This is a genomic window from Faecalibacterium sp. I3-3-89 (genome assembly GCF_023347275.1).
In the GTDB taxonomy this organism is placed as follows: domain Bacteria; phylum Bacillota; class Clostridia; order Oscillospirales; family Ruminococcaceae; genus Faecalibacterium; species Faecalibacterium butyricigenerans.
The window spans coordinates 1,743,586-1,763,382 of sequence record NZ_CP094468.1; the positions used below are offsets into that span (position 1 = coordinate 1,743,586).

General features: G+C 54.0%; 21 protein-coding genes and 1 pseudogene. 9 read left to right on the forward strand and 13 right to left on the reverse strand.

The features are described 5' to 3' along the window. Positions 1-179 precede the first annotated feature (179 nt). From MTP38_RS08165 to MTP38_RS13715, 5 genes are all read right to left on the reverse strand, one after another. Entirely contained in the window at positions 180-854 is a 675-nt protein-coding gene (locus MTP38_RS08165) for a sugar transferase (RefSeq protein ID WP_249233247.1), read from the reverse strand. Positions 855-1,688: 834 nt separating this feature from the next. Next, a complete protein-coding gene (locus MTP38_RS08170) occupies positions 1,689-2,231 on the reverse strand; it encodes a nitroreductase family protein (RefSeq protein WP_227621016.1) in 543 nt (180 codons plus the stop codon). Positions 2,232-2,334: 103 nt separating this feature from the next. Then, entirely contained in the window at positions 2,335-3,237 is a 903-nt protein-coding gene (locus MTP38_RS08175) for a hypothetical protein (RefSeq protein ID WP_249233248.1), read from the reverse strand. A 123-nt stretch (positions 3,238-3,360) separates the two neighbouring features. Beyond that, positions 3,361-3,828 carry an Hsp20/alpha crystallin family protein gene (locus MTP38_RS08180; RefSeq protein WP_249233249.1) on the reverse strand — a complete coding sequence of 156 codons (468 nt, stop codon included), beginning with the start codon at positions 3,826-3,828 and terminating at the stop codon, positions 3,361-3,363. Positions 3,829-4,006: 178 nt separating this feature from the next. Beyond that, on the reverse strand, positions 4,007-4,300 hold the full coding sequence (locus tag MTP38_RS13715; RefSeq protein WP_442900515.1) for a hypothetical protein: 294 nt from the start codon (positions 4,298-4,300) through the stop codon (positions 4,007-4,009). A gap of 129 nt (positions 4,301-4,429) precedes the next feature. Here MTP38_RS13715 and MTP38_RS08190 point away from each other — a divergent pair, with 129 nt between their 5' ends. The 3 genes from MTP38_RS08190 (at position 4,430) to MTP38_RS08200 (ending at position 6,886) form a co-directional block, all read left to right on the forward strand. Then, positions 4,430-5,551: an AI-2E family transporter gene (locus tag MTP38_RS08190; protein ID WP_249233250.1), complete on the forward strand. Its 1,122-nt coding sequence runs from the start codon at positions 4,430-4,432 to the stop codon at positions 5,549-5,551. A 218-nt stretch (positions 5,552-5,769) separates the two neighbouring features. Beyond that, on the forward strand, positions 5,770-6,219 hold the full coding sequence (locus tag MTP38_RS08195) for a MarR family winged helix-turn-helix transcriptional regulator (protein ID WP_227621020.1): 450 nt from the start codon (positions 5,770-5,772) through the stop codon (positions 6,217-6,219). Continuing rightward, a complete protein-coding gene (locus tag MTP38_RS08200) occupies positions 6,209-6,886 on the forward strand; it encodes a hypothetical protein (RefSeq protein WP_249233251.1) in 678 nt (225 codons plus the stop codon). The genes MTP38_RS08195 and MTP38_RS08200 overlap by 11 nt, the downstream gene beginning before the upstream one ends. A 152-nt stretch (positions 6,887-7,038) precedes the next feature. Here MTP38_RS08200 and MTP38_RS08205 read toward each other — a convergent pair whose 3' ends face one another. Beyond that, a complete protein-coding gene (locus MTP38_RS08205) occupies positions 7,039-7,461 on the reverse strand; it encodes an alpha/beta fold hydrolase (RefSeq protein ID WP_249233252.1) in 423 nt (140 codons plus the stop codon). A gap of 435 nt (positions 7,462-7,896) precedes the next feature. Next, the gene (locus MTP38_RS08210) at positions 7,897-8,337 is read right to left on the reverse strand and encodes a GNAT family N-acetyltransferase (RefSeq protein WP_249233253.1); all 441 of its coding nucleotides are present in this window, start codon (positions 8,335-8,337) and stop codon (positions 7,897-7,899) included. A 253-nt stretch (positions 8,338-8,590) separates the two neighbouring features. Here MTP38_RS08210 and MTP38_RS08215 point away from each other — a divergent pair, with 253 nt between their 5' ends. Then, complete coding sequence (locus MTP38_RS08215) at positions 8,591-9,547, forward strand: pyruvate kinase (RefSeq protein ID WP_249233254.1); 957 nt, start codon at positions 8,591-8,593, stop codon at positions 9,545-9,547. Positions 9,548-9,670: 123 nt separating this feature from the next. On the opposite strand, the gene hcp is transcribed toward MTP38_RS08215, so the two are convergent. Beyond that, the gene (hcp, locus tag MTP38_RS08220; RefSeq protein WP_249233255.1) at positions 9,671-11,284 is read right to left on the reverse strand and encodes a hydroxylamine reductase; all 1,614 of its coding nucleotides are present in this window, start codon (positions 11,282-11,284) and stop codon (positions 9,671-9,673) included. A gap of 21 nt (positions 11,285-11,305) precedes the next feature. Beyond that, positions 11,306-12,025 (reverse strand): 4Fe-4S binding protein, encoded by a 720-nt coding sequence (locus tag MTP38_RS08225; RefSeq protein WP_249233256.1) that lies wholly within the window; start codon positions 12,023-12,025, stop codon positions 11,306-11,308. Positions 12,026-12,123: 98 nt separating this feature from the next. Here MTP38_RS08225 and MTP38_RS08230 point away from each other — a divergent pair, with 98 nt between their 5' ends. Next, the gene (locus tag MTP38_RS08230) at positions 12,124-12,789 is read left to right on the forward strand and encodes a Crp/Fnr family transcriptional regulator (RefSeq protein ID WP_249233257.1); all 666 of its coding nucleotides are present in this window, start codon (positions 12,124-12,126) and stop codon (positions 12,787-12,789) included. Here the strand turns inward: MTP38_RS08230 and MTP38_RS08235 are convergent, their stop codons facing one another. Then, positions 12,790-13,017: a hypothetical protein gene (locus MTP38_RS08235; protein WP_249233258.1), complete on the reverse strand. Its 228-nt coding sequence runs from the start codon at positions 13,015-13,017 to the stop codon at positions 12,790-12,792. 22 nt (positions 13,018-13,039) lie between these two features. Between MTP38_RS08235 and MTP38_RS08240 the strand changes: the two genes are divergently transcribed. Further along, positions 13,040-14,374, forward strand: a complete 1,335-nt coding sequence (locus MTP38_RS08240; RefSeq protein ID WP_249233259.1) for a threonine/serine ThrE exporter family protein — start codon at positions 13,040-13,042, stop codon at positions 14,372-14,374. Between the two features lie 112 nt (positions 14,375-14,486). Here MTP38_RS08240 and MTP38_RS08245 read toward each other — a convergent pair whose 3' ends face one another. Next, on the reverse strand, positions 14,487-15,239 hold the full coding sequence (locus tag MTP38_RS08245) for a DUF4866 domain-containing protein (protein ID WP_249233261.1): 753 nt from the start codon (positions 15,237-15,239) through the stop codon (positions 14,487-14,489). A gap of 203 nt (positions 15,240-15,442) precedes the next feature. On the opposite strand from MTP38_RS08245, the gene MTP38_RS08250 reads away from it, so the two are divergent. Then, the gene (locus tag MTP38_RS08250; protein ID WP_249233263.1) at positions 15,443-16,666 is read left to right on the forward strand and encodes an argininosuccinate synthase; all 1,224 of its coding nucleotides are present in this window, start codon (positions 15,443-15,445) and stop codon (positions 16,664-16,666) included. A gap of 305 nt (positions 16,667-16,971) precedes the next feature. Here the strand turns inward: MTP38_RS08250 and MTP38_RS08255 are convergent, their stop codons facing one another. Continuing rightward, positions 16,972-17,265 (reverse strand): carboxymuconolactone decarboxylase family protein, encoded by a 294-nt coding sequence (locus MTP38_RS08255; RefSeq protein WP_249233264.1) that lies wholly within the window; start codon positions 17,263-17,265, stop codon positions 16,972-16,974. 165 nt (positions 17,266-17,430) lie between these two features. On the opposite strand from MTP38_RS08255, the gene MTP38_RS08260 reads away from it, so the two are divergent. Together MTP38_RS08260 and MTP38_RS08265 are read left to right on the forward strand one after the other, a co-directional pair. Beyond that, entirely contained in the window at positions 17,431-18,363 is a 933-nt protein-coding gene (locus tag MTP38_RS08260; RefSeq protein WP_249233265.1) for an AEC family transporter, read from the forward strand. 65 nt (positions 18,364-18,428) lie between these two features. Further along, the gene (locus MTP38_RS08265) at positions 18,429-19,562 is read left to right on the forward strand and encodes an SLC13 family permease (RefSeq protein WP_249233266.1); all 1,134 of its coding nucleotides are present in this window, start codon (positions 18,429-18,431) and stop codon (positions 19,560-19,562) included. Positions 19,563-19,624: 62 nt separating this feature from the next. Here MTP38_RS08265 and MTP38_RS08270 read toward each other — a convergent pair. Then, positions 19,625-19,795: pseudogene (locus MTP38_RS08270) on the reverse strand (L-2-amino-thiazoline-4-carboxylic acid hydrolase); the annotation flags it as partial. Positions 19,796-19,797: the final 2 nt, after the last annotated feature.

Below are 19,797 nucleotides of genomic sequence, written 5' to 3' on the forward strand. Positions count from 1 at the left end.
AAAAATAGATTTTGGGCTTTTCAACACTTTCAACCTCCACCTCTAATTCTTCAGAAAAATGAAGGTATCATGTCCGTCCCTTGCTCTGCAATAAAACAGGCTCGCAGTAGGGGTATTTTGCATGAGTTTTATACGCCACCGTAGACCATCATGCCGCCACTGAAAGTTTGAGGTAGACATTACTCCCCACGTCCCAGCAAACACACCTTAAATGTTTTAAAAATGATCTTCCAATCCACCCAGAAGCTGCGCTCCTTGACATACTTCACGTCCAGATCCATCCACTCCTCAAAGGAGAGGTCATTCCGGTGCGGAGCAATCTGCCAATAGCAGCTCAAGCCGGGGGTCACATATAGGCGCTGCTTTTCGTAGTCGCCGTACTGTTCCACCTCACGGGGCAGCGCCGGGCGGGGGCCAACAATACTCATATCGCCCTTCAGGATGTTCCACAGCTGGGGAAGCTCATCGATGCTGGTCTTGCGGATGAACTTGCCCACGCGGGTAATGCGGGGGTCGTCCTTGATCTTGAACACAGGGCCGTCCATCTCGTTCTGATCCAGCAGGTCGTCCAGTTTTTCCTCTGCGTTGGGGCACATGGAGCGGAACTTATAGAACTTGAAGGGCTTTCCGTTGCGGCCGATGCGCTCCTGACTGAAGACAGGTCCTGCGGACGGGTCATCCACCACAATTGCAATGGCCGTAGCCAGCATGACAGGCGACAGCACCACCAGTGCCAGCGATGACAAGATCACGTCCTGCGTCCGACGTCCGATCCAATAGAGCTGGTGCTCTCTCAGATTTTCCTTTCGGTCAATTTCAGCCGGCTTATTGATTCCAGTTACCTCTACGCTCATTTTTTCTCCTCACTCACACTATGTAATCTCACACACGATTCCAACTGTACGTCCTCTTATCCAGCTTCAACGGCAGAGGCACTTGCAGTCACTTTTTGGCATCGATCCGCAGCGCCCCATACGTCAGGGCACGCAAAACGCCCCTGACGACTGCTTCGCCAAGGGTCATTTTGTTTGCAATTCTTCCATCAAGCACCTTTTCCTCGCACCGTCCCATCCCAGTTAGCGCACCTTTGCCTGTTCTCGGATGATGTCCAAATCGTCGAAACGCCACACCTATCACCCCTTCCGCAATTAAGGGGTATCTCTCATTCGCTCGTGGGAGATACCGTGCGTTCGACATCCTATAGCAATTCAACTTTTTAATGCAACAGCAACAGCGTTGAATTGCATATCGCAAATATGCTGTTTTCATGTTGCACGAATTTCTTGCCTTGCGATAAAACTATTTATAAGTTTATTTTACCATTGTGTTACCTTGTACGCAAGGGGTTTTGACACTATTCTACCCCCCCCCCTAGAAAATTTTGGTCGATATTGTCAATCTTTTTGTGATTTATTGTCCAATTTGCTTCAAAAAACAGCCACAGATTCAATTTTAGTAGAATTAGTAGACGATTAAGCATCCACCGGGGCTTTGCTGACGGAGAAATCCTATCATAATTTTGCTGTTTTGCCAGATGCAGCAAACCCAACAGGCGGCTCCGGTAACCTGCCCGTTGGGTTTGGTCAGAAATAGAATAACATCACCCCGGCTTCTGCCTTTCAAAAAGGGAAACCGGGGTGATGTTATCTACTTTGTGGCAGGTGTCCAGAATGCCGGACCCATCTCATTTACTGTACGCTCAGCAGTTCTTCCACGCTCTTGCGGGCAGGTGCGGCGGGATCCTGTGCAGGATGACCGATGGCAATGAGCGCAGCCACTGTCTGTCCTTCGGGCACGGAGAGCACCTTTGCCACCTTGTCCGGGTCATAGATGCCCATGATGACCGTCCCGAGGCCCAGTGCGTGCGCGGCAAGGCAGAAGGTCTGTGCGGCAATACCGGCGTCAAAGGACTGCCAGTGGCCTTCGAGCGGGCTGGAATAGCTGCCGTCCCGCTCAAAACCAGAGCGTCCCGTCACCATCGTCAGCGCAACCAGTGCGGGGGCATGGGAAAGCGTGTTGGCGTTATAGGTGAAATCCAGCACACAATCGCTGGCGATTTTCTCACGCTTCTGCGCATCTTCCACGAGAATATAGCGGGCGATCTGGGTATTTTTCCAGCTGGGGGCATAAGCGGCAGCGGCCACCACTTCGGCCACCTGCTCCGGGGTCACAGGCTCTTCGGTAAAGCGGCGGACGCTGCGCCGGGTCTTGATGCATTCCAATGCTTCCATAATTGTTTTCTCCTTACGGCAGTTTGTTGGATATAACTGTCTCTCTATTATTACAACTCCGCCCGGCTTTGTCAAGATGCTTTCGAAACGGAGGCCGGGCCGCTCAGAACAGGTCGAGCATACTGTCCAGATAGATGGCTTCCCGGACGTGCAGCTGGTACTCCGGCCTTACCATATAATAGAGCAGAAATTCCAGCACCAAGGCGCTACCGAGGCCCCGTCCCTCGATCTTGAAGTTGGAAAATCCCATCGGAAGGAAGGTCCTCCGGATGTCCTCCACGCCGATGAAACTGGGGTTCTCCATCGCCTTCGAGAAACGGTAGCCCTCCCCCGCGCCCGGGGCAGTGCAGATATGGTCGGGGCAGTCCTCGCCGAGATTTTTGCGGCTGACATTCTCGTAGCAGCGCTTCCGGTCCCGGCATCCGACCCAGCAGCACTCGTTGCAGAGAAACTCCACCTTGTCCTTCTGGGGCTGCGTCAGGCTGTCCAGCTGTTCAAAGGCCTTGTTCAGTCGGAAATCCGGCACCACATAGCGAAATTCCTCCCGGGCCGTCTCGTCCCGGAGCTGTCGGAAATCCGTCAGCACCTTGGTTGTGGAGGAGACGAGGTAAAGCTGCGGGTAGTGCGTCCTCAGGTAGTCCAGCAGCAGCTCCGAATGGAGGATGACGCCATTCTCCACCCCGCCGCTCTGTGCAAAGAGGGCGCAGAGCGCATTGCATTTCCGGTTCGAAAGATGTTCCTCCCGGAGGAGGGAGTTGCTGAAGGTCAGCCGGGCCGAGATGCCATACTCCTGCATCAGTGCAAGGACCTCTCTGGGGTCATTCTCGCCGAAGCCGGTGCGTCCCCCGCCCCAGATGCAGTCGGCCGGTGCTCCGTAAATGGAGCCAATGCTGCACCAGTCATAGAAATATTCCCGATGCCCCCGGTACAGGGGCAGAAACTCCCGGTACAGCTCATAAAACTCAAACAAACCGGGCAGGTGATAATAGGCTTTTTCTTGTTTCATCGCACCCTCTTCTCTCTCGTTCTTTCCTATTGTACCACGTTTCCGCCCCACAAAAAAGCCCCCGGAGAGCTTGTTACAGCTCTCCGGGGGCTTTCTGTGTGCGTTGCGCACACGACCGGCGTTTTACTCGATTGCAATCAAATTCGGGTTCTCAGGCAAAGCCTTCGTCTGCTGAGGAGCAGGCAGCTCGACGTGCAGGACGCCATCCTCGAACTTTGCGTGGATGTCCTCCTTCTTCACGGCGTCGCCCACATAGAAGCTGCGGGCACAGGTGCCGGAGAATGTCTCGCGGCGGATGTAGCGGCCATTGTTGTCCTTCTCGTCATTCGAGTGGCTGCGCACTGCCTGAATAGTCAGATAGCCGTCGTTCAGTTCCATCTGAACGTCTTCCTTCTTGCAGCCCGGCAGGTCAACAGCCACATCGTAGCCGTTCTCGGTCTGCTTGACATCGGTCTTCATCATGTTTGCACCGCGCTTGCCGAAGGTTTCACGCTCTTCACGGTTCATCGCACGCTCCAGCGCGCCATCGTTCCAGAACGGATCAAAGAGATCATCGAACAGATTCTCATGGAAAACAGCAGGCATAAACATAAATCATTCCTCCAATCCCGGCGTTCGGGTCGGGTAAAAAATCTTTATGTTGTTCATTCGGAAAAGCTTTCCGGGGAGCTGCTCGATCACCTCGCGGCTCTCTCTTTTGCCCTTCCTCCTGAGCACGCCATAGTTATAGCACCATTTATTAGCAGTGTCAAGCATAGAGTGCTAAAATTCACGAAAAGATAATACTTTTATCATCTTTCATGCAATCTTCCTCATTTTTCTTCCCAGATACGTATTTTATTAAAGTATCGCCTCTTGCAGGCCGTTTCCCACAGGGCAGAGCCACATCCAGAACCATCACGCTGAGCGGATACAGCAGCGGCATCAGACAATTTCCGACGTATGCACTTGCCATCTGGACTCCAATGATTGCCTGCGACCGATCCGCCCCAAAGTGGCTCGGCGTTGCATGGATGATGCCGGGATAGATGGGCGCACAGCCAAGGCCGACAGGCAGGGCCATCGCTGCGGGCCGCCACTCCCCTTCCCGGCGTCTTGACAAGCCTGTTCCTTCCCATTACAATACGATAAAAGAGTCCGCAGAGGAGCTTTTGCAATTTGCAGCTACAGGCTCCGGGAAAGGAATGTCGTCATGGAACCAAAAACAAAACAATATCTGCTCGTGACCGTTGTGGGGGTAACGCTTTTTGTCGCACTGCTGCGGCTTTCTGCCGTTCTGGCCTTTGCCGCCGAACTTGTCGATCTGATCCTGCCCATTCTGGCCGGTGGCATTCTGGCGCTTTTTCTCAGCGTGCCTATGGCCGGACTGGAAAAGCGGCTGAGAAGCCTGTTCCGCAGGGCCAAAAAGCAGCCCTCGGGCAGCGCCATCCATCTTCTCAGCTTTTTCATCACCCTGCTCGGCGTTGTTCTTGTGCTGGTGCTGGCGCTCACCCTGCTGATCCCGGAGCTTGTGCAGTCGTTTCACAGCCTCTATCTGCAGATCGAGTCCAATATCCCTCGCTGGACCGCCTATCTCAGCGCACAGGACACCAACATGGACTGGTTGATGCACTGGCTGGAGGGCATCGACTGGGAGCAGCTGCTGCACAGGATCACCAACAGCATCGACACCGTGCTGGTCAATGCGGTCGGGGCAGTATCTGCCACCGTGAACATCGTGGTAACTGCATCTTTTGCCCTGATCATCTCCATCTATATGTCCCTCGGGGCCGAGAGTCTCTGCCACCACGCCCGCACACTGGTATGCGCCTATCTGAAGCCCAGCCACGCCGCCGGGCTGCTGAAATTCTGTCGGCTGTTCCGTCAGTCCTTCGCAAACTTTCTGACGGGACAATGCAGTGAGGCCGTGATCCTCGGTGTCCTCATGACCCTTGCATTTTCGGTTTTCCGGATCCCCTACGGCAGTCTGGTGGGGATGCTCACCGCCATCTGTGCCATCATCCCCTATGTGGGAGCACTGATCTCCTGCGTGGTCAGTGTGTTCCTTGTGCTTCTGGTGGATCCTGTGCTGGCGGTGCGCTGCCTCATCGTCTACCTTGCCGTGCAGTTTATCGAGAACCAGTTCATCTATCCCCGCGTGGTGGGAAAGTCCGTGGGGCTTTCTCCGTTTTACACCCTTGTGGCCGCCATGATCGGCGGAAAGCTTTTTGGCATCATCGGCATCATCTTCTTTATCCCTCTGACTGCGGTGGTCATTGAGCTTGTAAAAGAGGACGCCTTCCGACGCCTGCATACAAAAGAGACCCTGTCCTGACAACAGCGACCCCGGAGAGTGATTCCCACCGCTCTCCAGGGTCGCTGTTTTTTTATTCTTTGTTCACTGTGTTGACGTGGCAGAAGAGGCTCCGCAGGGCAATGAGTCCTATTTTCCGGTCAAGAACATCGTCGGCAGAAATTTCCTCTTGACAAAGCGGCGGGGATAGCATATAATGCAATCGTTCTAAATAGAACAATATATCACAGGAGGTATCTATGAACTTTTGGGATCATCACAAAGCCATTACCTGCTACTATGAGCTGCTGATGTCATCCGTATGTCAGAAATATCAGCTCCGGCAGATGGAGTATGATATCCTGATGTTTTTATACCATAATCCTCAGTACCATACCGCCGCAGATATTGTACGGGTGCGCAATTCCACCAAATCTCATGTCTCCACCTCACTGAAAGTGCTGGAGGAGCGGGGACTGATCGAAAAAAAGGTCGCCGACGGGAACAAAAAGCATATCGATGTCTATTTGTCCGCGTCGGCTCAGCCGATCATCGCCGAAGGGCTTGAGGCTCAGCGGCAGTTTGCCAGAGATATGTTTCAGGGACTCTCAGAGCCTCAAATCGCAGCTTGTAAACAGGCATTCCAGAAGATATGCGACAACGCAGAAGAATGCCTTAAAATAAAAGGAATGACACATCATGAATCATAAAGCCTACCAACCCAAAATGCCCGACCTGATGGAGGCGGTGTTCGATGCCGCCTATCTGATTTTTGATCTCATCGCAGGCATCCTCTTTTTCACGATGGCTCAGGGCCGCAGCCTTTTTATCCTATATGGCGTCCTGACCCTGACCCTCTGCGGCGGTGACGCCTTCCATCTGGTGCCCCGGATCATCCGGGCCGTGCGAGGCAGCAGCGACCGAATCAAAAAGCAGCTCGGCATCGGGCTGCAGGTCTCTTCCATCACCATGACGGTATTCTATATCATCCTGCTGTATGTCTGGAAGGCCACCTTCCCTCAGCTTCAGGCTCCCGTAGCTGTGGAAGTCCTGATCTGGCTGTCTGCCATCCTGCGCATCCTGATCTGCCTGCTGCCCCAGAACAACTGGTGTACCGATGAGGGCAACCCCACCCTGTCCATCCTGCGCAACGCGGTGTTTGCCCTTACCGGCCTCGGCGTCATCATCCTGTACGCCATCTCCGGCAATACTGGCGACTACCATATGACCCGGATGGTGGCAGCCATCCTCATCTCCTTCGGCTGCTACCTGCCTGTGACCCTTTTCAGTAAGACCAAGCCCAAAGTGGGCCTGCTGATGATCCCCAAGACCTGCTCCTATATGTGGATCATCGCCATGGGTCTGCAGCTTCTGTGACTGTGTTACAGAAGAGCCAAATGCAAATCGTTATTATATGATCAGCAAGATCCTCTTTAACTTCAAACGCCATTCAACCGGCAGAATGGAGAAAACACTATTCTAAATGTACTGTATTTCAGACAGCGATCCTTCAGGGTGTAGATCGTAGACTATCCGATAATATTATCATAAAACCTCTGCAGCACCATTGCCAATTCCTCTGGAGACTCTATGTTTGCTTCATGACCTGTTTTCAAAAGCTCATGGAAGTGGGCATCGCTCAAATAACTGGCAAGTTCCTTTGAGGCTTTTTTGTTTGCGTTGTCCTTTTCTCCACAAACGATCAATGCCGGACAGGACACCTTATATAATGAATCCCTGAGATCCAATTCCGCCATCGTGCCGCACAAGCGAATCACGTCTGCTTTTTTGAAGCCAAATTGCTCGAACATTGCATTCGGCATAACGTGAAACAGCAGATTCTGGAACTTCAATAACTTTTCTGGCATTTCATATTGTGCTGCAATTAGCACCAGTGCCTTTACTTTGTCCGGGTGGTCTATCGCATAATTAAGTGCCAGAACCGCACCCAAGGAAAGCCCGCACAAAACGATCTCATTATTTTCCTTGTCGCACCTTCCTGAGAATGCAGCATACAGCTCCCCATAGGTGGCCGCTTTGCCCCTCCAGCATCTCTGCCAGACTCAAGCTGACGCTGCTGTCTGAGACCTTCGTTTCTTTTATTACTCGGTTCCAACTGTCTGGTTTTTGTCCTAGCCCATGCAAGTATAAAAACTTCATCTGTTTTCCGCTTTCCTTCACACGTCCTGCTGCATTGTCGATCTCGCTGCTGCAGTCCATCACAAATCAGATGCGCTCTGCCCCGGTCAGCTCGGTCTTGCCCAGCCCTTCGGCAATGCACCGCGCCAGATACCGGCTGTTTCCGGTTCCCGAAAAATAAAGCACCATGGCTGCTCCCTCGTTTTTGTGTGGTTTTTCAGATGCCTGTCTGCCCGGCAAACTGGAATTTATGTCAATGCGAACTCAATCTCATCAAGTTTATTTGTTATTGCGTTCTTTCTCCCTGTCTCCTTAAAGCCTATTCGACGATAGAGTCTCTCAGCATTTATATTATTCTCAAGAATCCACAGCGTAGGGGTATCCGTACATTGGCCTACTGCGTATAGTAACAATTTCGTTCCATAACCCATGTTTTGCATATCTGGAAGAATATAAAGATCCTCTATTAAACCCTTTATTACAGAAACAACCCCTATTGGTTTTTCTTCTACAAGCATATAGAGCTTTGTTCCGTTGTTCACCTTGTTTCTAAAATACTCCCGTTGCCGATCTGGCGTGTGTGTTTCTATGAAATCAGGAGTACAAAATGCACGATGCGATTCCTTCCAGGATATTGAATGGATGGTTGCGGCTTGAAGAAGATTTGTTTCATTTACAGGTACTATCATACTTATCTCCACAAATTCCGAGTTGTCGGTTTCAGTATACCACACTTTTTCCCGGCGGAACAGATACCGAAAACCAAAAATGCCCCCGGAGGGCTTGTTGCGGCTCTCCGGGGGCATCCTATGTGCGTTGTGCCTTGGCGCACACGACCTCTGAAGCGTCCACTCGGGAGAGCTTTCCGGCTTGTCCCGTTTTGGCACTTTTCAACGGCCCGGTTCCATGTTACAATAAGAAAAAACGAAACCGGGTGATCTTTTGGAATTTTATGGCACCATCGGCCCCGCCTGTGCCCAGCCGGAGACCTTGCAGCGCATGGTGGAAGCTGGCATGACGGGCATCCGCATGAACCTTTCCCACGGGCCTCTTTCGGCCCACAAAGACTGGCTGGACATTATCCACGCCGTGGGCATCCCCCAGCTGCTCATCGACCTGCAGGGGCCGGAGCTGCGCATCGGCACGCTGACCCGGCCCCTTGTGCTGGAACCGGGTCAGAGCCTCCGGCTGGGGCAAGGGGGTGTCCCTTGCCCAGCGGCGCTGGTGCAGGCGGCCCGGCCGGGACAGGATCTCCTGCTGGATGACGGCAGGCTCTTTGTGCAGGTGGCCAGAGCCGACGGCGCTGCCCTGCAGTGTACCGTGGTGCGGGGCGGCACCCTGCAAAGCCGCAAAAGCCTTGCAGCGCCGGGGCTGGAGGTGGCCTCCCCCACATTGACGGAGGCAGACCTGCAAAACCTGCAGCTGGCGGAAGCCTGCGGCGTTACCGGGGTGATGCTGCCCTTCGTGCGGGGTGCCGAGGACATCCGCACCCTGCGCCGGGCGCTGGAACAGGCCGGGGCCGGACAGATCCGCATTTTTGCTAAAATCGAGAACCTTGCGGGGGTGCGGACCCTGCCGGAGTTCCTGCCTCTTGTGGATGAAGTGGTCATTGCCCGCGGGGACCTTGGCAACGCCATGCCCCTGTGGGAGCTGCCCCGGTGCCAGAAACAGCTTTCGGCAGTCTGCCGGTCTGCCGGGGTGCCCTTTATGGTGGTGACCCAGATGCTGGACAGTATGTGCAGCCGGGCGGTACCCACCCGCGCCGAGGTCAGCGACATCTACAACGCTGTGGCAGACGGTGCTTCCAGCGTGATGCTCACCGGAGAGACCGCCGCCGGGCAATACCCGGTGGAAGCCATGGAGTATCTTGTGCGCACTGCCCGCACCGCCTTGGAATAACCAAAACGAACCAAAAAATGGATTGTGCCTCTCACAAAACGCCCAATTATCGCAAGGCAAGAAATTAGTGCAACATGAAAACAGCATATTTGCGATATGCAATTCAACGCTGTTGCTGTTGCATTAAAGAGTTGAATTGCTATATTTCAACAACGCTTTCAGATCTTCTTCCGGCGTTGTGATCGGCGCGATGCCATAGTTTTCTACCAGATAGTTAAGGACGTTCGGTGAAATGAATGTCGGCAGCGTGGGGCCAAGACGGATATTCTTAATGCCCAGATACAGCAGCGTCAGCAGAATGCACACGGCCTTCTGCTCGTACCAGGAGAGTACCATGGACAGCGGCAGGTCGTTCACACCGCAGCCGAAAGCATCCGCAAGGGCAACAGCGATCTGGATGGCGCTGTAAGCATCGTTGCACTGTCCGACATCCATCAGACGGGGCAGACCGTCGATGGTGCCAAGGTCAAGGTCGTTGAAGCGGTATTTGCCGCAGGCAAGGGTCAGCACTACGGTATCGGCAGGCGTCTGCTTTACAAACTCTGTGTAGTAGTTGCGGCCGGGGCGTGCGCCGTCACAGCCGGCAACTAGGAAGAAGTGCCGGATCGCGCCGGACTTGACCGCCTCAATGACCTGATCTGCCACGCCAAGCACCGTGCCGCGGGCAAAGCCGGTCATGACCGTGCTGCCGCCGTTGATGCCGGTGAAGGGCTTGTCTTCGGAGTAACCGCCCAGCTCCAAAGCCTTTTCGATGACCGGGGTGAAGTCTTTGTCCTCTCCGATGTGCATCATTTCGGGGTAGGACACCACCGACGTAGTGAACACCCGGTCGGCATAGCTTGCTTTCGGCGGCATCAGACAGTTGGTGGTGAACAGCACCGGCGCGGGAAGCTCCGCAAACTCCTTCTGCTGGTTCTGCCATGCCGTGCCGAAATTGCCCTTGAGATGGGAATACTTTTTCAGTTCAGGATAGCCGTGAGCGGGCAGCATTTCACCATGGGTATAGATGTTGATGCCTTTGCCCTCAGTCTGCTCCAGCAGCAGTTTCAGGTCGTGGAGGTCATGGCCGGAGACAACAATGAACGGCCCCTTTTCTACGGTCAGCGGAACGGTAACAGGTATGGGCGTTCCGTAGCTTTCGGTGTTGGCCTTATCCAGAAGTGCCATGCACTTGAGGTTTTTCTCGCCAACCCCCATTACGATCGGCAGCAGTTCCTCCATGCCCCAGTCCTCACCAATGGCGAAGAGTGCCTTGGCAAAAAAGCGATTCACCTCGTCATCGGTATACCCCAAGACCATGGCGTGATGCGCATAAGCTGCCATGCCGCGCACGCCAAACAGAACAAGGGATTTCAGGCTTCGGATATCCTCATCGGCGCTCCAGAGCAGGTTCATGTCGTAGTCACTGGTGCGTCCGCAAGGGGCAGCACAGCTCGAGCAGTCGGGTACCAGCTGTGCTTTTTCGGCGTGTACCCGGCCGATCAGCTCCCGAATCGTTTTTTCGTTGAAGTTCACATTGGTGACCGTGGTGAAAAGTCCCTCGATCATTAGACGCCATGCCTCCGGCGTCGCCTGCATCCCGCCGTCCGTGGCTCTGGCCAGCCCAATCAGAGCGCCGGTCAGTTCATCCTGAAGCTGTGCGACATCGGCAGTCTTGCCGCACACCCCCGCTTTTCCGGTACAGCCGGTGCAGGCTGCCGTCTGCTCGCACTGAAAACAAAACATTTTACGTTCCATCTTGAGTTCCTCTCTATTTGCTTAATCCAGAATTTTTCCGTCAATGGAGATGGTGACCACCTGCCACGGAATAAACTTTCCGCTGGTCTGAAGCGCCTTTTTCGCTGCCATCTCCAAGCCGCCGCAGCAGGGCACCTCCATGCGGAGGATGGTCACGCTCTGGATGTCGTTGCTGCGCAGGATCTCGGTGAGCTTTTCGCTGTAATCCACAGCGTCCAGCTTCGGGCAGCCGATGAGGGTCACTTTGCCCCGCATAAATTCCTGATGAAAATTAGCGTAGGCATAGGCCGTGCAGTCCGCTGCAATCAGGAGCTTTGCGCCCGCAAAGTAGGGCGCATGGACGGGTGCCAGCTTGATCTGAACCGGCCAGTTGCGGAGCCGGGAGACCGGCTGCACGGGGGCAGAAGCCACACTTTCGGCAGCCTCCGTCTGTTCCAGCATCCGCATCCGGGAGCCGGGGCAGCCGCCCTCGTGGAGATGCTTCATCTTTTCCTGCAGCTCCTTTTTCTTTTTGTTCTCCTGCACCGCCGCCTCATCGTAAGCGGGGGCTTCCCGCTCTTCAAAGGTGATGGCTCCGGTGGGACAGCCCGGCAGGCAATCGCCAAAGCCATCACAGAAATTTTCCCGCACCAGCTTTGCTTTGCCGTTGATGATGTCGATGGCTCCCTCGTGGCAGGCGGTTGCGCACAAGCCGCAGCCGTTGCATTTTTCTTCGTCAATATGGATGATCTTCCGAATCATATCTATACTCTCCTGTTGTGGGTGTTTTTGCATTTGCAGCCTTATTATAGTATACTAAGGTTATCTTGTCTGTTTGAATTCTAACAAGGAGAGCCTTTATGCAAAAATATTTGCCTGTTCTGCGGAGCTGCCCCTTCTTTACCGGGCTTACCGATGATGAGATTCTGTCCATCCTGCACTGCGTCAGTGCAGCGAAAATCACCCGTCCCCGGGGCTCCTATATTTTCCGTGCCGGAGATTCCACAGAGGTCATGGGGCTCATGCTGTCCGGTTCCACCCTTGTGATCCAGGAGGATCTTTGGGGACACCGCAACATCCTGTCCAAGTGCAACACCGGGGACTTTTTCGGGGAGCCTTACGCCGCCACCCCCGGTGCCATCCTGAACATCAGTGTGGTGGCAGAGGAGGATTGCGAAATTCTGCTGCTGAACGTCAAGCGGCTGCTCACCGCCTGCCCCACCGCCTGCGACCATCACCAAAAGCTCATCCTCAATCTGGTCAGCGTTCTCGCAAACAAAATACTGCTTTTTAACGATAAGATCACCCATGTCAGCAAGCGGACCACCCGCGAAAAGCTGCTGTCCTACCTGTCCGCCGAGTCCATCCGGCAGGCGTCCCTCTCCTTTGACATTCCCTTTGACCGTCAGCAGTTGGCAGATTTTCTCTGCGTGGAGCGTGCCGCCATGTCGGTGGAGCTTTCCAAACTGCAAAAGGAAGGGTTGCTGGTCACCAAACGGAATCATTTTGAGCTGTTGACTCGTTGATCATTCTATACGCCGCACGCAGGCGGCAAAAGTCGTTCCGGGGGAAAATCCCAGTTTGGCAAACTCCGCTGCCGGACACGCCGTACCGCAGAGCCGCCAAAAACGCAACGTATTTTCTTCTTTGAAATACCAAACGAACATTGCCGGCATATCCAAGATACGTTTTACCCGCCCTGCAATTTCCCTTATAATAGCACCGCAGTCTTGAAACAGCTGCAACATTCCCATATCACAAAGGAGGCTTTCCGGTATGGGACAACGGCAAAGTGAGATCATCAAAAATCACATGGAAATCTACTGGCACGACTATGCGTCGGCCAGCAAGGGCGTCCCCATTACCGAGGCGGGGCTTGTGGAAAAAGCCTCCGTCATTGGACGCACCGGGCTGATGCTGCTGGAATGCGGCACCGGCGCATGGCGTGTCCGAAGCTCCATGAACACCCTTTCGCGGGAGCTGGGAGTCACAACAACAGCGGACATCGGCCTGTTGTCCATTGAGTTCACCTGCTTTGACGGTGACCAGTGTTATACCCAGTCACTCTGTCTGACAAATACGGGCGTGAATACCTCCCGGCTGAACCGACTGGAGCATTTCGTCAACGACTTCGACCGGGAAGGAAAATTTATGACCGGCGAAGAACTGCACAGCCGCCTCGATGAGATCGAGCGCATCCACGGCTTGTATTCGCCCATCGCACTGGGCTTTGCAGCTGCACTGGCCTGCGGCTGCTTCACCTTTCTGCTTGGCGGCGGCATTGTGGAAATGCTGTGTGCCTTCTGCGGTGCAGGCATCGGCAACTTTGTACGGTGCAAGCTGACAAAGCACCATTTCACCCTGTTTCTGGGCATTACGGCGTCGGTCTGTTCAGCAAGCCTCGTGTATGCCATCCTGCTGAAGCTGGCAGAGGTGCTGTTTGCCGTATCGGCGCAGCATGAGGCGGGGTATATCTGCTCCATGCTCTTCATCATTCCGGGCTTTCCGTTCATTACCAGCGGCATCGACCTTGCCAAGCTGGATATGCGCTCCGGGCTGGAACGTCTGGCCTACGCCGTCCTCATCATTCTGGTGGCAACCATGACGGCTTGGATCATGGCACTGCTGCTGCATTTGCAGCCGGTGCAGTTCCCTGCCCTGAGCCTGACACTCCCGGAAGAGATCGTGTTCCGGCTGCTGGCAAGTTTTGGCGGTGTGTTCGGCTTTTCGCTCATGTTCAACAGTCCCCGGAACCTGGCAGTCTGCGCCGCCCTTATCGGTGCGGTAACGAACACGTTCCGGCTGGAGCTGGTGAGCCTTGCGGGCTTTCCGCCCGCTGTTGCAGCGTTTCTGGGCGCACTGCTGTCCGGATTGCTGGCCTCCTGCCTGAAGAGCGCCGCCGGTTATCCCCGCATCTCCGTCACCGTGCCGTCCATCGTTATTATGGTACCGGGACTGTATTTCTACCGTGCCATCTATAATCTGGGCATCCTGTCTCTGATGGACTCTGCCACATGGTTTGCAGATGCCATTCTCATCATCGTGGCACTGCCGTTAGGGCTGATCTTCGCCCGTATTGTCACTGACAAGACTTTCCGTTATTGCACCTGATGTGAAGCATTTCCATTCTCCCATATAAGGCAAAACGCAGCGAATCTTTTAACGGTTCGCTGCGTTTTGTTTTGCTGTAATCACTTATAAAGGGAGTTCGTTTACAGGGCGTTTACTCGCCGTAAACGATCTTGGTAGCAGTTTCCACATGGCGTTCCAGCCGGTCGGCAAAGTGTTCCAGCGGCAGAAAAACGCCAAGTTCATCGTAGCGGGTTCCGCCGTCCTTGAGCGTATCCTGTCCATAGTAGACCACGGAACGGGGCAGTGCGTGCTGCAGCTTCATCTGGATATCCCAGACGGTGGAGTAGGCCTCCGCTTCCGTTACCTTCTGCTTCACGGTGTCCGGCAGTTCGTAGATCAGCAGCAGCCCCAAATGCTGGTTGTAGTGGTACTCCACCACATCCATCGAACCTTCGTCGTAGCCGTGATACTTGCAGTAGCCGCTGGCAAGGTACATTTTTACCTTTTCCTGCTTCTGGAACACCCGGATGAACCGGTCGTATACTTTGCTGCTCACGGCAAATTTGTTGTTCGGCAAAAGAACGCCGGCATCATCCGTCAGGATCACCGGGTTCGGCTGGCCATCGGCGTTGAATTTGAACGGGATCAGGGCAGCGTTCCGTAGCAGGTCAAACATACTGTGCTGGCAGATCGCCATCAGAAAGGCAGACAGATCCTTGTTCTCGTAGGCATTGAACAGCGCTGCGGCAAACTGCTGTGCACTCACGGTCGGCGCATCCAGTGCGTCTGCCATGTCCAGCGAGTCGTTGAAGGTATCCATCAGGCGTCGGCAGGCTTCTGGATTTTTCAGGATCTCCCCGAACAGTGCCTCTGCCTTTTCTTCTCTTGAAAATATCGTTGCCATCAAAAAGACCCTCTTTCTGTTTATTTCCAACTACTATTATAGATTCATAATGCCCCGCTGTGAAATACTGCTTTCATATTGCTGCTATGTGCAGAACACTTTTTACACATTTTCCAAGTGCCCGTATAATGGACACTGCAATCATGAAATTGCACGAGGGAAATCGAAAAGTATATAAGTTGGTTTGAACGGAGGCAGTTCCTATGTCTGAGGTCAAAAAGGTCGTGCTGGCATATTCCGGCGGTCTGGACACATCGATTATCATCCCGTGGCTGAAAGAGCACTATAACAACTGCGAAGTCATTGCCGTGTGCGGCAATGTGGGGCAGAAGGGTGAGCTGGAAGGCTTGGAAGAGCGCGCCAAGGCAAGCGGCGCATCCAAGCTGTACATCGAAGACCTGACCGATGAATTTGTGGAGGATTACGTCATTCCCACCATGCAGGCCGGGGCAGATTACGAGGGTTATCTGCTGGGCACCAGCTTTGCCCGCCCCATTTTGGCAAAACGCGTGGTGGAGATTGCCCGCGCCGAGGGTGCGGATGCGGTCTGCCACGGCAGCACCGGCAAAGGCAACGATCAGGTGCGCTTTGAGCTGGCCATCATGCACTTTGCACCCGACCTGAAGATCATCACCCCGTGGCGCGAGTGGGACATCCAGAGCCGCGATGAAGAGATCGACTATGCCGAGGCTCATCACATCCCGCTGAAGATCAGCCGGGAGACCAACTACTCTAAGGACAAGAACCTGTGGCATCTGAGCCACGAGGGTCTTGATCTGGAAGACCCAGGCAACGAGCCTCAGTACGATAAGGCCGGCTTCCTCGAATTGGGTGTCAGTCCCAAGACCGCACCGGACAAGTCCGAGTTTGTGGAGCTGGAATTTGAAAAGGGCGCTCCTGTGGCTCTGAACGGCGAGAAGCTGAAGCCCGCTGCCATCATCGCAAAGCTGAATGAGATCGGCGGCCGCAACGGCATCGGCCTGTACGATGTAGTGGAGAACCGTCTTGTGGGCATGAAGAGCCGCGGCGTCTATGAGACCCCCGGCGGCACCATCCTGTACAAGGCCCATGAAGTGCTGGAAACTCTGACGCTGGACAAGCTCACCGCCCACAAGAAGCGTGAGCTGGCCATCACCTTTGGCGAACTGGTGTATGATGGCCAGTGGTTCAGCCCGCTGCGCAAGGCACTGAGCGCCTTTGTCACCTCCACACAGGAGCATGTCACCGGCAAGGTGCGTCTGGAACTGTACAAGGGCAATCTCATCAATGCAGGGGTCTGGTCGCCGTACTCTCTGTATCGTGAGGACATCGCCACCTTTGCCGCAGGCGGCGACTACAAGCAGAGCGATGCCACCGGTTTCATCAGCATCTATGGTCTGCCCACCAAGGTGCAGGCCATCGTAAACAGCGAAAAAGAAGGGGAATGAAGTAGCTTATAGCAGTTTGTGCTTTTATCGCAAGGCAAGAAATTAGTGCAACATTTAAACAGCATATTTGCGATATGCAATTCAACGCTGTTGCTGTTGCATTAAAAAGTTGAATTGCTATAATGCACAAGCATCGCTTGTGGTTTACTCTGCGAATCAAAAAGGGAGTTCTGTCGCGGACAAATGTCCGGGCAGAACTCCCTTTGACTTTAGCGAATATTATGATGGATCAGCGGTGTGTGTCCCACCAGTTCCTCAATGGAATGCACCAGTCCTGCCACTGCCTTTTCTCCCAACCTTTCTGCTCAAACCAGCTTGTCTGGTGCTACGTCCAGAATATCGTTGAAATAGTTGTTGGCGATCATCATCACACCTATGGCTGTGATGACCACGATCTCTTCCTCCGTAAAATTCGCTTTCAACTTTTCAAAAAGTTCCTCCGGCACATGCTTGGGATCCTCCGCAATGGCCTGACCATACTCGATCAGGATCTCCTCCTTAGGCGTAAAGGCAAAATGCTCAAAGTCGATGCCGTTCTTCTTGAGCAGATTCTGGACATTGTAACCCCTTCCTTTCCCGTTGGTGAATGTTTTATCCATAAAATATACCCACTTACATATTATGTCAATAGGTTTTTGCTTTGAGCATAAAAATGCTCTATGCCATCCTTCTGAAACATGTTTTTTCTCTGTTTTCTCTTGACGATGCCCCGCTAATGGAGTAGGATGGTGCTGCAAAAACGAATTGCAAAAGAGGAGATCCAAATGCAAATCAGCCTTTTATTGATGCAGCAGATCGCGCAGCTATTTCTGATTCTGCTGATGGGATATGCCGTTGTAAAAGCCGGCTTGTTGAAGGCATCGGACAGTAAGGTGCTGTCTGTGGTCTTTGTCTATCTGGTCATGCCCTGTGTCGTTCTGAACGCCTTTCAAATCAAGGATACACCGGAGATCCGCACCGGGCTGCTTTATTCCATGGGCATCGCCGTAGGAATGCACGTTGTATTTCTGCTTCTGAATGCGCTGTTCCGCAAAGCTCTCAAGCTGGACGCCGTGGAGCAGGTCAATATCATTTACAGCAATGCCGCCGCGCTGGTCATTCCCATCGTGCAGGCCCTGCTGGGGGAGGAATATGTTGTCTACTCCTGCGCCTTTGTCATTGTACAGCTGGTACTGCTCTGGACCCATGCAAGCGCCTGCCTGCAGGGGTTTGCCCGGCTGGAATGGCGCAAGCTCCTTACCAATGTCAACCTGATCGCTATTGCAGCCGGTGCTCTGCTGTACCTGCTGCACATCTCGCTGCCCGCCCCAATCACCAGCACACTGAGCAGTGTCGGCAATATGATCGGCCCCATGGGAATGCTGCTGGCAGGCATGGCCATTGCGGATGTCCCCCTCAAAAAGGTTTTCTGCACCCCGCGCAACTATCTGCCGGTATTTCTGCGTCTGCTGGGTGTTCCGCTGGTCATCGTTCTGCTGCTTTGGGCAGTTCACGCATCCCTTTGGATCCCGGACGGCAAGTCCATCCTGATGACGGTCTACCTTTCTGCCATTACCCCCGCCTGTGCAACAGTCACCTCCATGGCACAGCTCTATGACCGGGATGCTTCTCATTCCAGCGCGATCTATGTCCTGAGCACGTTGCTTTCCATCCTGACCATGCCGCTGATGATCGGGTCGTTTGAGCTGCTGCTCTGAAATACGAAAAAAGGCCGTCCGGCACCGTAGCAGGGCTGCCTTTACAACTACAAGGATGTGTCTCTATGAAACTACTCAAACAATTCATTCAGCAGGAAACGGTCCTCACTGCAGCCGCTGTGCTGGCCGTCGTCTCCGCCTTCTTTGTTCCGCCGGATGCGCAGTATCTCGGCTACATCGACCTGCGCACGCTAGCGATCCTGTTTTCCCTGATGACAGTCATGGCCGGGCTACGGCGGCAGGGCTTTTTTGATGGACTGGGACGGGCATTGCTGTCCCGTACCCACAGCACCTTTCAGCTGACGCTGGTACTGGTCGGGCTGTGCTTTTTCGGAAGCATGTTCATCACCAACGATGTTTCCCTGCTGACCTTCGTTCCCTTTACGTTCGTGGTCCTGAGCCGTCTGGGAGCGGATGTCCGCCGCTCCCTTCTGATCCCGGTGGTCTGTATGCAGACCATTGCGGCAAACCTTGGCAGTATGCTGACCCCCATCGGCAACCCGCAGAACCTCTATCTTTACGGAAAAAGCGGCATGAGCATCGGGGGATTTGTGCTTCTTATGCTGCCCTACACCCTGGTCTCTCTGCTCCTGCTGCTGGCTTGGGCAGCAATGGTCTGCCGGAAAAACTCTGCCGCCCTTTCCGTGGACGAGCTTGTTTCTTCTTCTGCATCTCAGGGGGATCAGAAGATCATCCTGCTGTATCTGGTTCTGTTTGCCGTCTGCCTGCTGTCCGTGATCCGGGCACTGCCCTATGGCATTGCCTTTGCCGCTGTACTCGTCTGCGCCCTTTTTGCAGACCCACACACCTTGCGGACGGTGGACTATTCCCTGCTTTTGACCTTTGTGGCTTTTTTCATCTTCATTGGCAATCTTGGCCGCATTCCGGCCTTTTCCGGCTGGCTGCAGGAGTTTCTGACCGGCCGGGAAGTGCTGGTGGCGGTTCTTGCTTCGCAGGTCACCAGTAATGTTCCCGCCGCCCTGCTGCTGTCCGGGTTCACGGCAGAGACACAAGCCCTCATCATCGGCACCAATCTGGGAGGTCTTGGCACTTTGATCGCATCCATGGCCAGTCTTATTTCCTACCGGCAGATTGCACGGGAGCTGCCGCAGGGGAAGAAGCAGTATTTTGGGCTGTTCACCCTGTCCAACCTGATCTTCCTTGCGCTCCTGCTGGGCGTGTGGTTTTTGCTCCGCTGAGCGTGGCCGATACCGTAAATTTCTTCCTCTGTTATCGACTTGACAAGCATCGCACACTCCTCCTAATTTATTTTCTTTTTGTACCCGCAGTCGCAGTAGGGTCCGCCGGAGGCAAGGGTGTACTGCCGCACAAAATTTGTCACACCGCCCGCTTCGCTCATGGTGTAGTCCAGATGGCACAGGGCGGGGGTCAGGTTGTACAGACCCAGCTTCTTCATCAGCATCCACATCCCAA

Bases quoted from the DNA above. Each gene is read 5' to 3' on its own strand.
- MTP38_RS08195 (WP_227621020.1), top strand. From the start codon at position 5,770: ATGAACTTTTGGGATCATCACAAAGCCATTACCTGCTACTATGAGCTG.
- hcp (WP_249233255.1), bottom strand. From the start codon at position 11,284: ATGGAACGTAAAATGTTTTGTTTTCAGTGCGAGCAGACGGCAGCCTGC.
- MTP38_RS08190 (WP_249233250.1), top strand. From the start codon at position 4,430: ATGGAACCAAAAACAAAACAATATCTGCTCGTGACCGTTGTGGGGGTA.
- MTP38_RS08180 (WP_249233249.1), bottom strand. From the start codon at position 3,828: ATGTTTATGCCTGCTGTTTTCCATGAGAATCTGTTCGATGATCTCTTT.
- MTP38_RS08240 (WP_249233259.1), top strand. From the start codon at position 13,040: ATGGGACAACGGCAAAGTGAGATCATCAAAAATCACATGGAAATCTAC.
- MTP38_RS08165 (WP_249233247.1), bottom strand. From the start codon at position 854: ATGAGCGTAGAGGTAACTGGAATCAATAAGCCGGCTGAAATTGACCGA.
- MTP38_RS08230 (WP_249233257.1), top strand. From the start codon at position 12,124: ATGCAAAAATATTTGCCTGTTCTGCGGAGCTGCCCCTTCTTTACCGGG.
- MTP38_RS08210 (WP_249233253.1), bottom strand. From the start codon at position 8,337: ATGATAGTACCTGTAAATGAAACAAATCTTCTTCAAGCCGCAACCATC.
- MTP38_RS08265 (WP_249233266.1), top strand. From the start codon at position 18,429: ATGAAACTACTCAAACAATTCATTCAGCAGGAAACGGTCCTCACTGCA.
- MTP38_RS08175 (WP_249233248.1), bottom strand. From the start codon at position 3,237: ATGAAACAAGAAAAAGCCTATTATCACCTGCCCGGTTTGTTTGAGTTT.
- MTP38_RS08255 (WP_249233264.1), bottom strand. From the start codon at position 17,265: ATGGATAAAACATTCACCAACGGGAAAGGAAGGGGTTACAATGTCCAG.
- MTP38_RS08225 (WP_249233256.1), bottom strand. From the start codon at position 12,025: ATGATTCGGAAGATCATCCATATTGACGAAGAAAAATGCAACGGCTGC.
- MTP38_RS13715 (WP_442900515.1), bottom strand. From the start codon at position 4,300: ATGGCCCTGCCTGTCGGCCTTGGCTGTGCGCCCATCTATCCCGGCATC.
- MTP38_RS08235 (WP_249233258.1), bottom strand. From the start codon at position 13,017: ATGGGAATGTTGCAGCTGTTTCAAGACTGCGGTGCTATTATAAGGGAA.
- MTP38_RS08170 (WP_227621016.1), bottom strand. From the start codon at position 2,231: ATGGAAGCATTGGAATGCATCAAGACCCGGCGCAGCGTCCGCCGCTTT.
- MTP38_RS08250 (WP_249233263.1), top strand. From the start codon at position 15,443: ATGTCTGAGGTCAAAAAGGTCGTGCTGGCATATTCCGGCGGTCTGGAC.
- MTP38_RS08200 (WP_249233251.1), top strand. From the start codon at position 6,209: ATGAATCATAAAGCCTACCAACCCAAAATGCCCGACCTGATGGAGGCG.
- MTP38_RS08260 (WP_249233265.1), top strand. From the start codon at position 17,431: ATGCAAATCAGCCTTTTATTGATGCAGCAGATCGCGCAGCTATTTCTG.
- MTP38_RS08245 (WP_249233261.1), bottom strand. From the start codon at position 15,239: ATGGCAACGATATTTTCAAGAGAAGAAAAGGCAGAGGCACTGTTCGGG.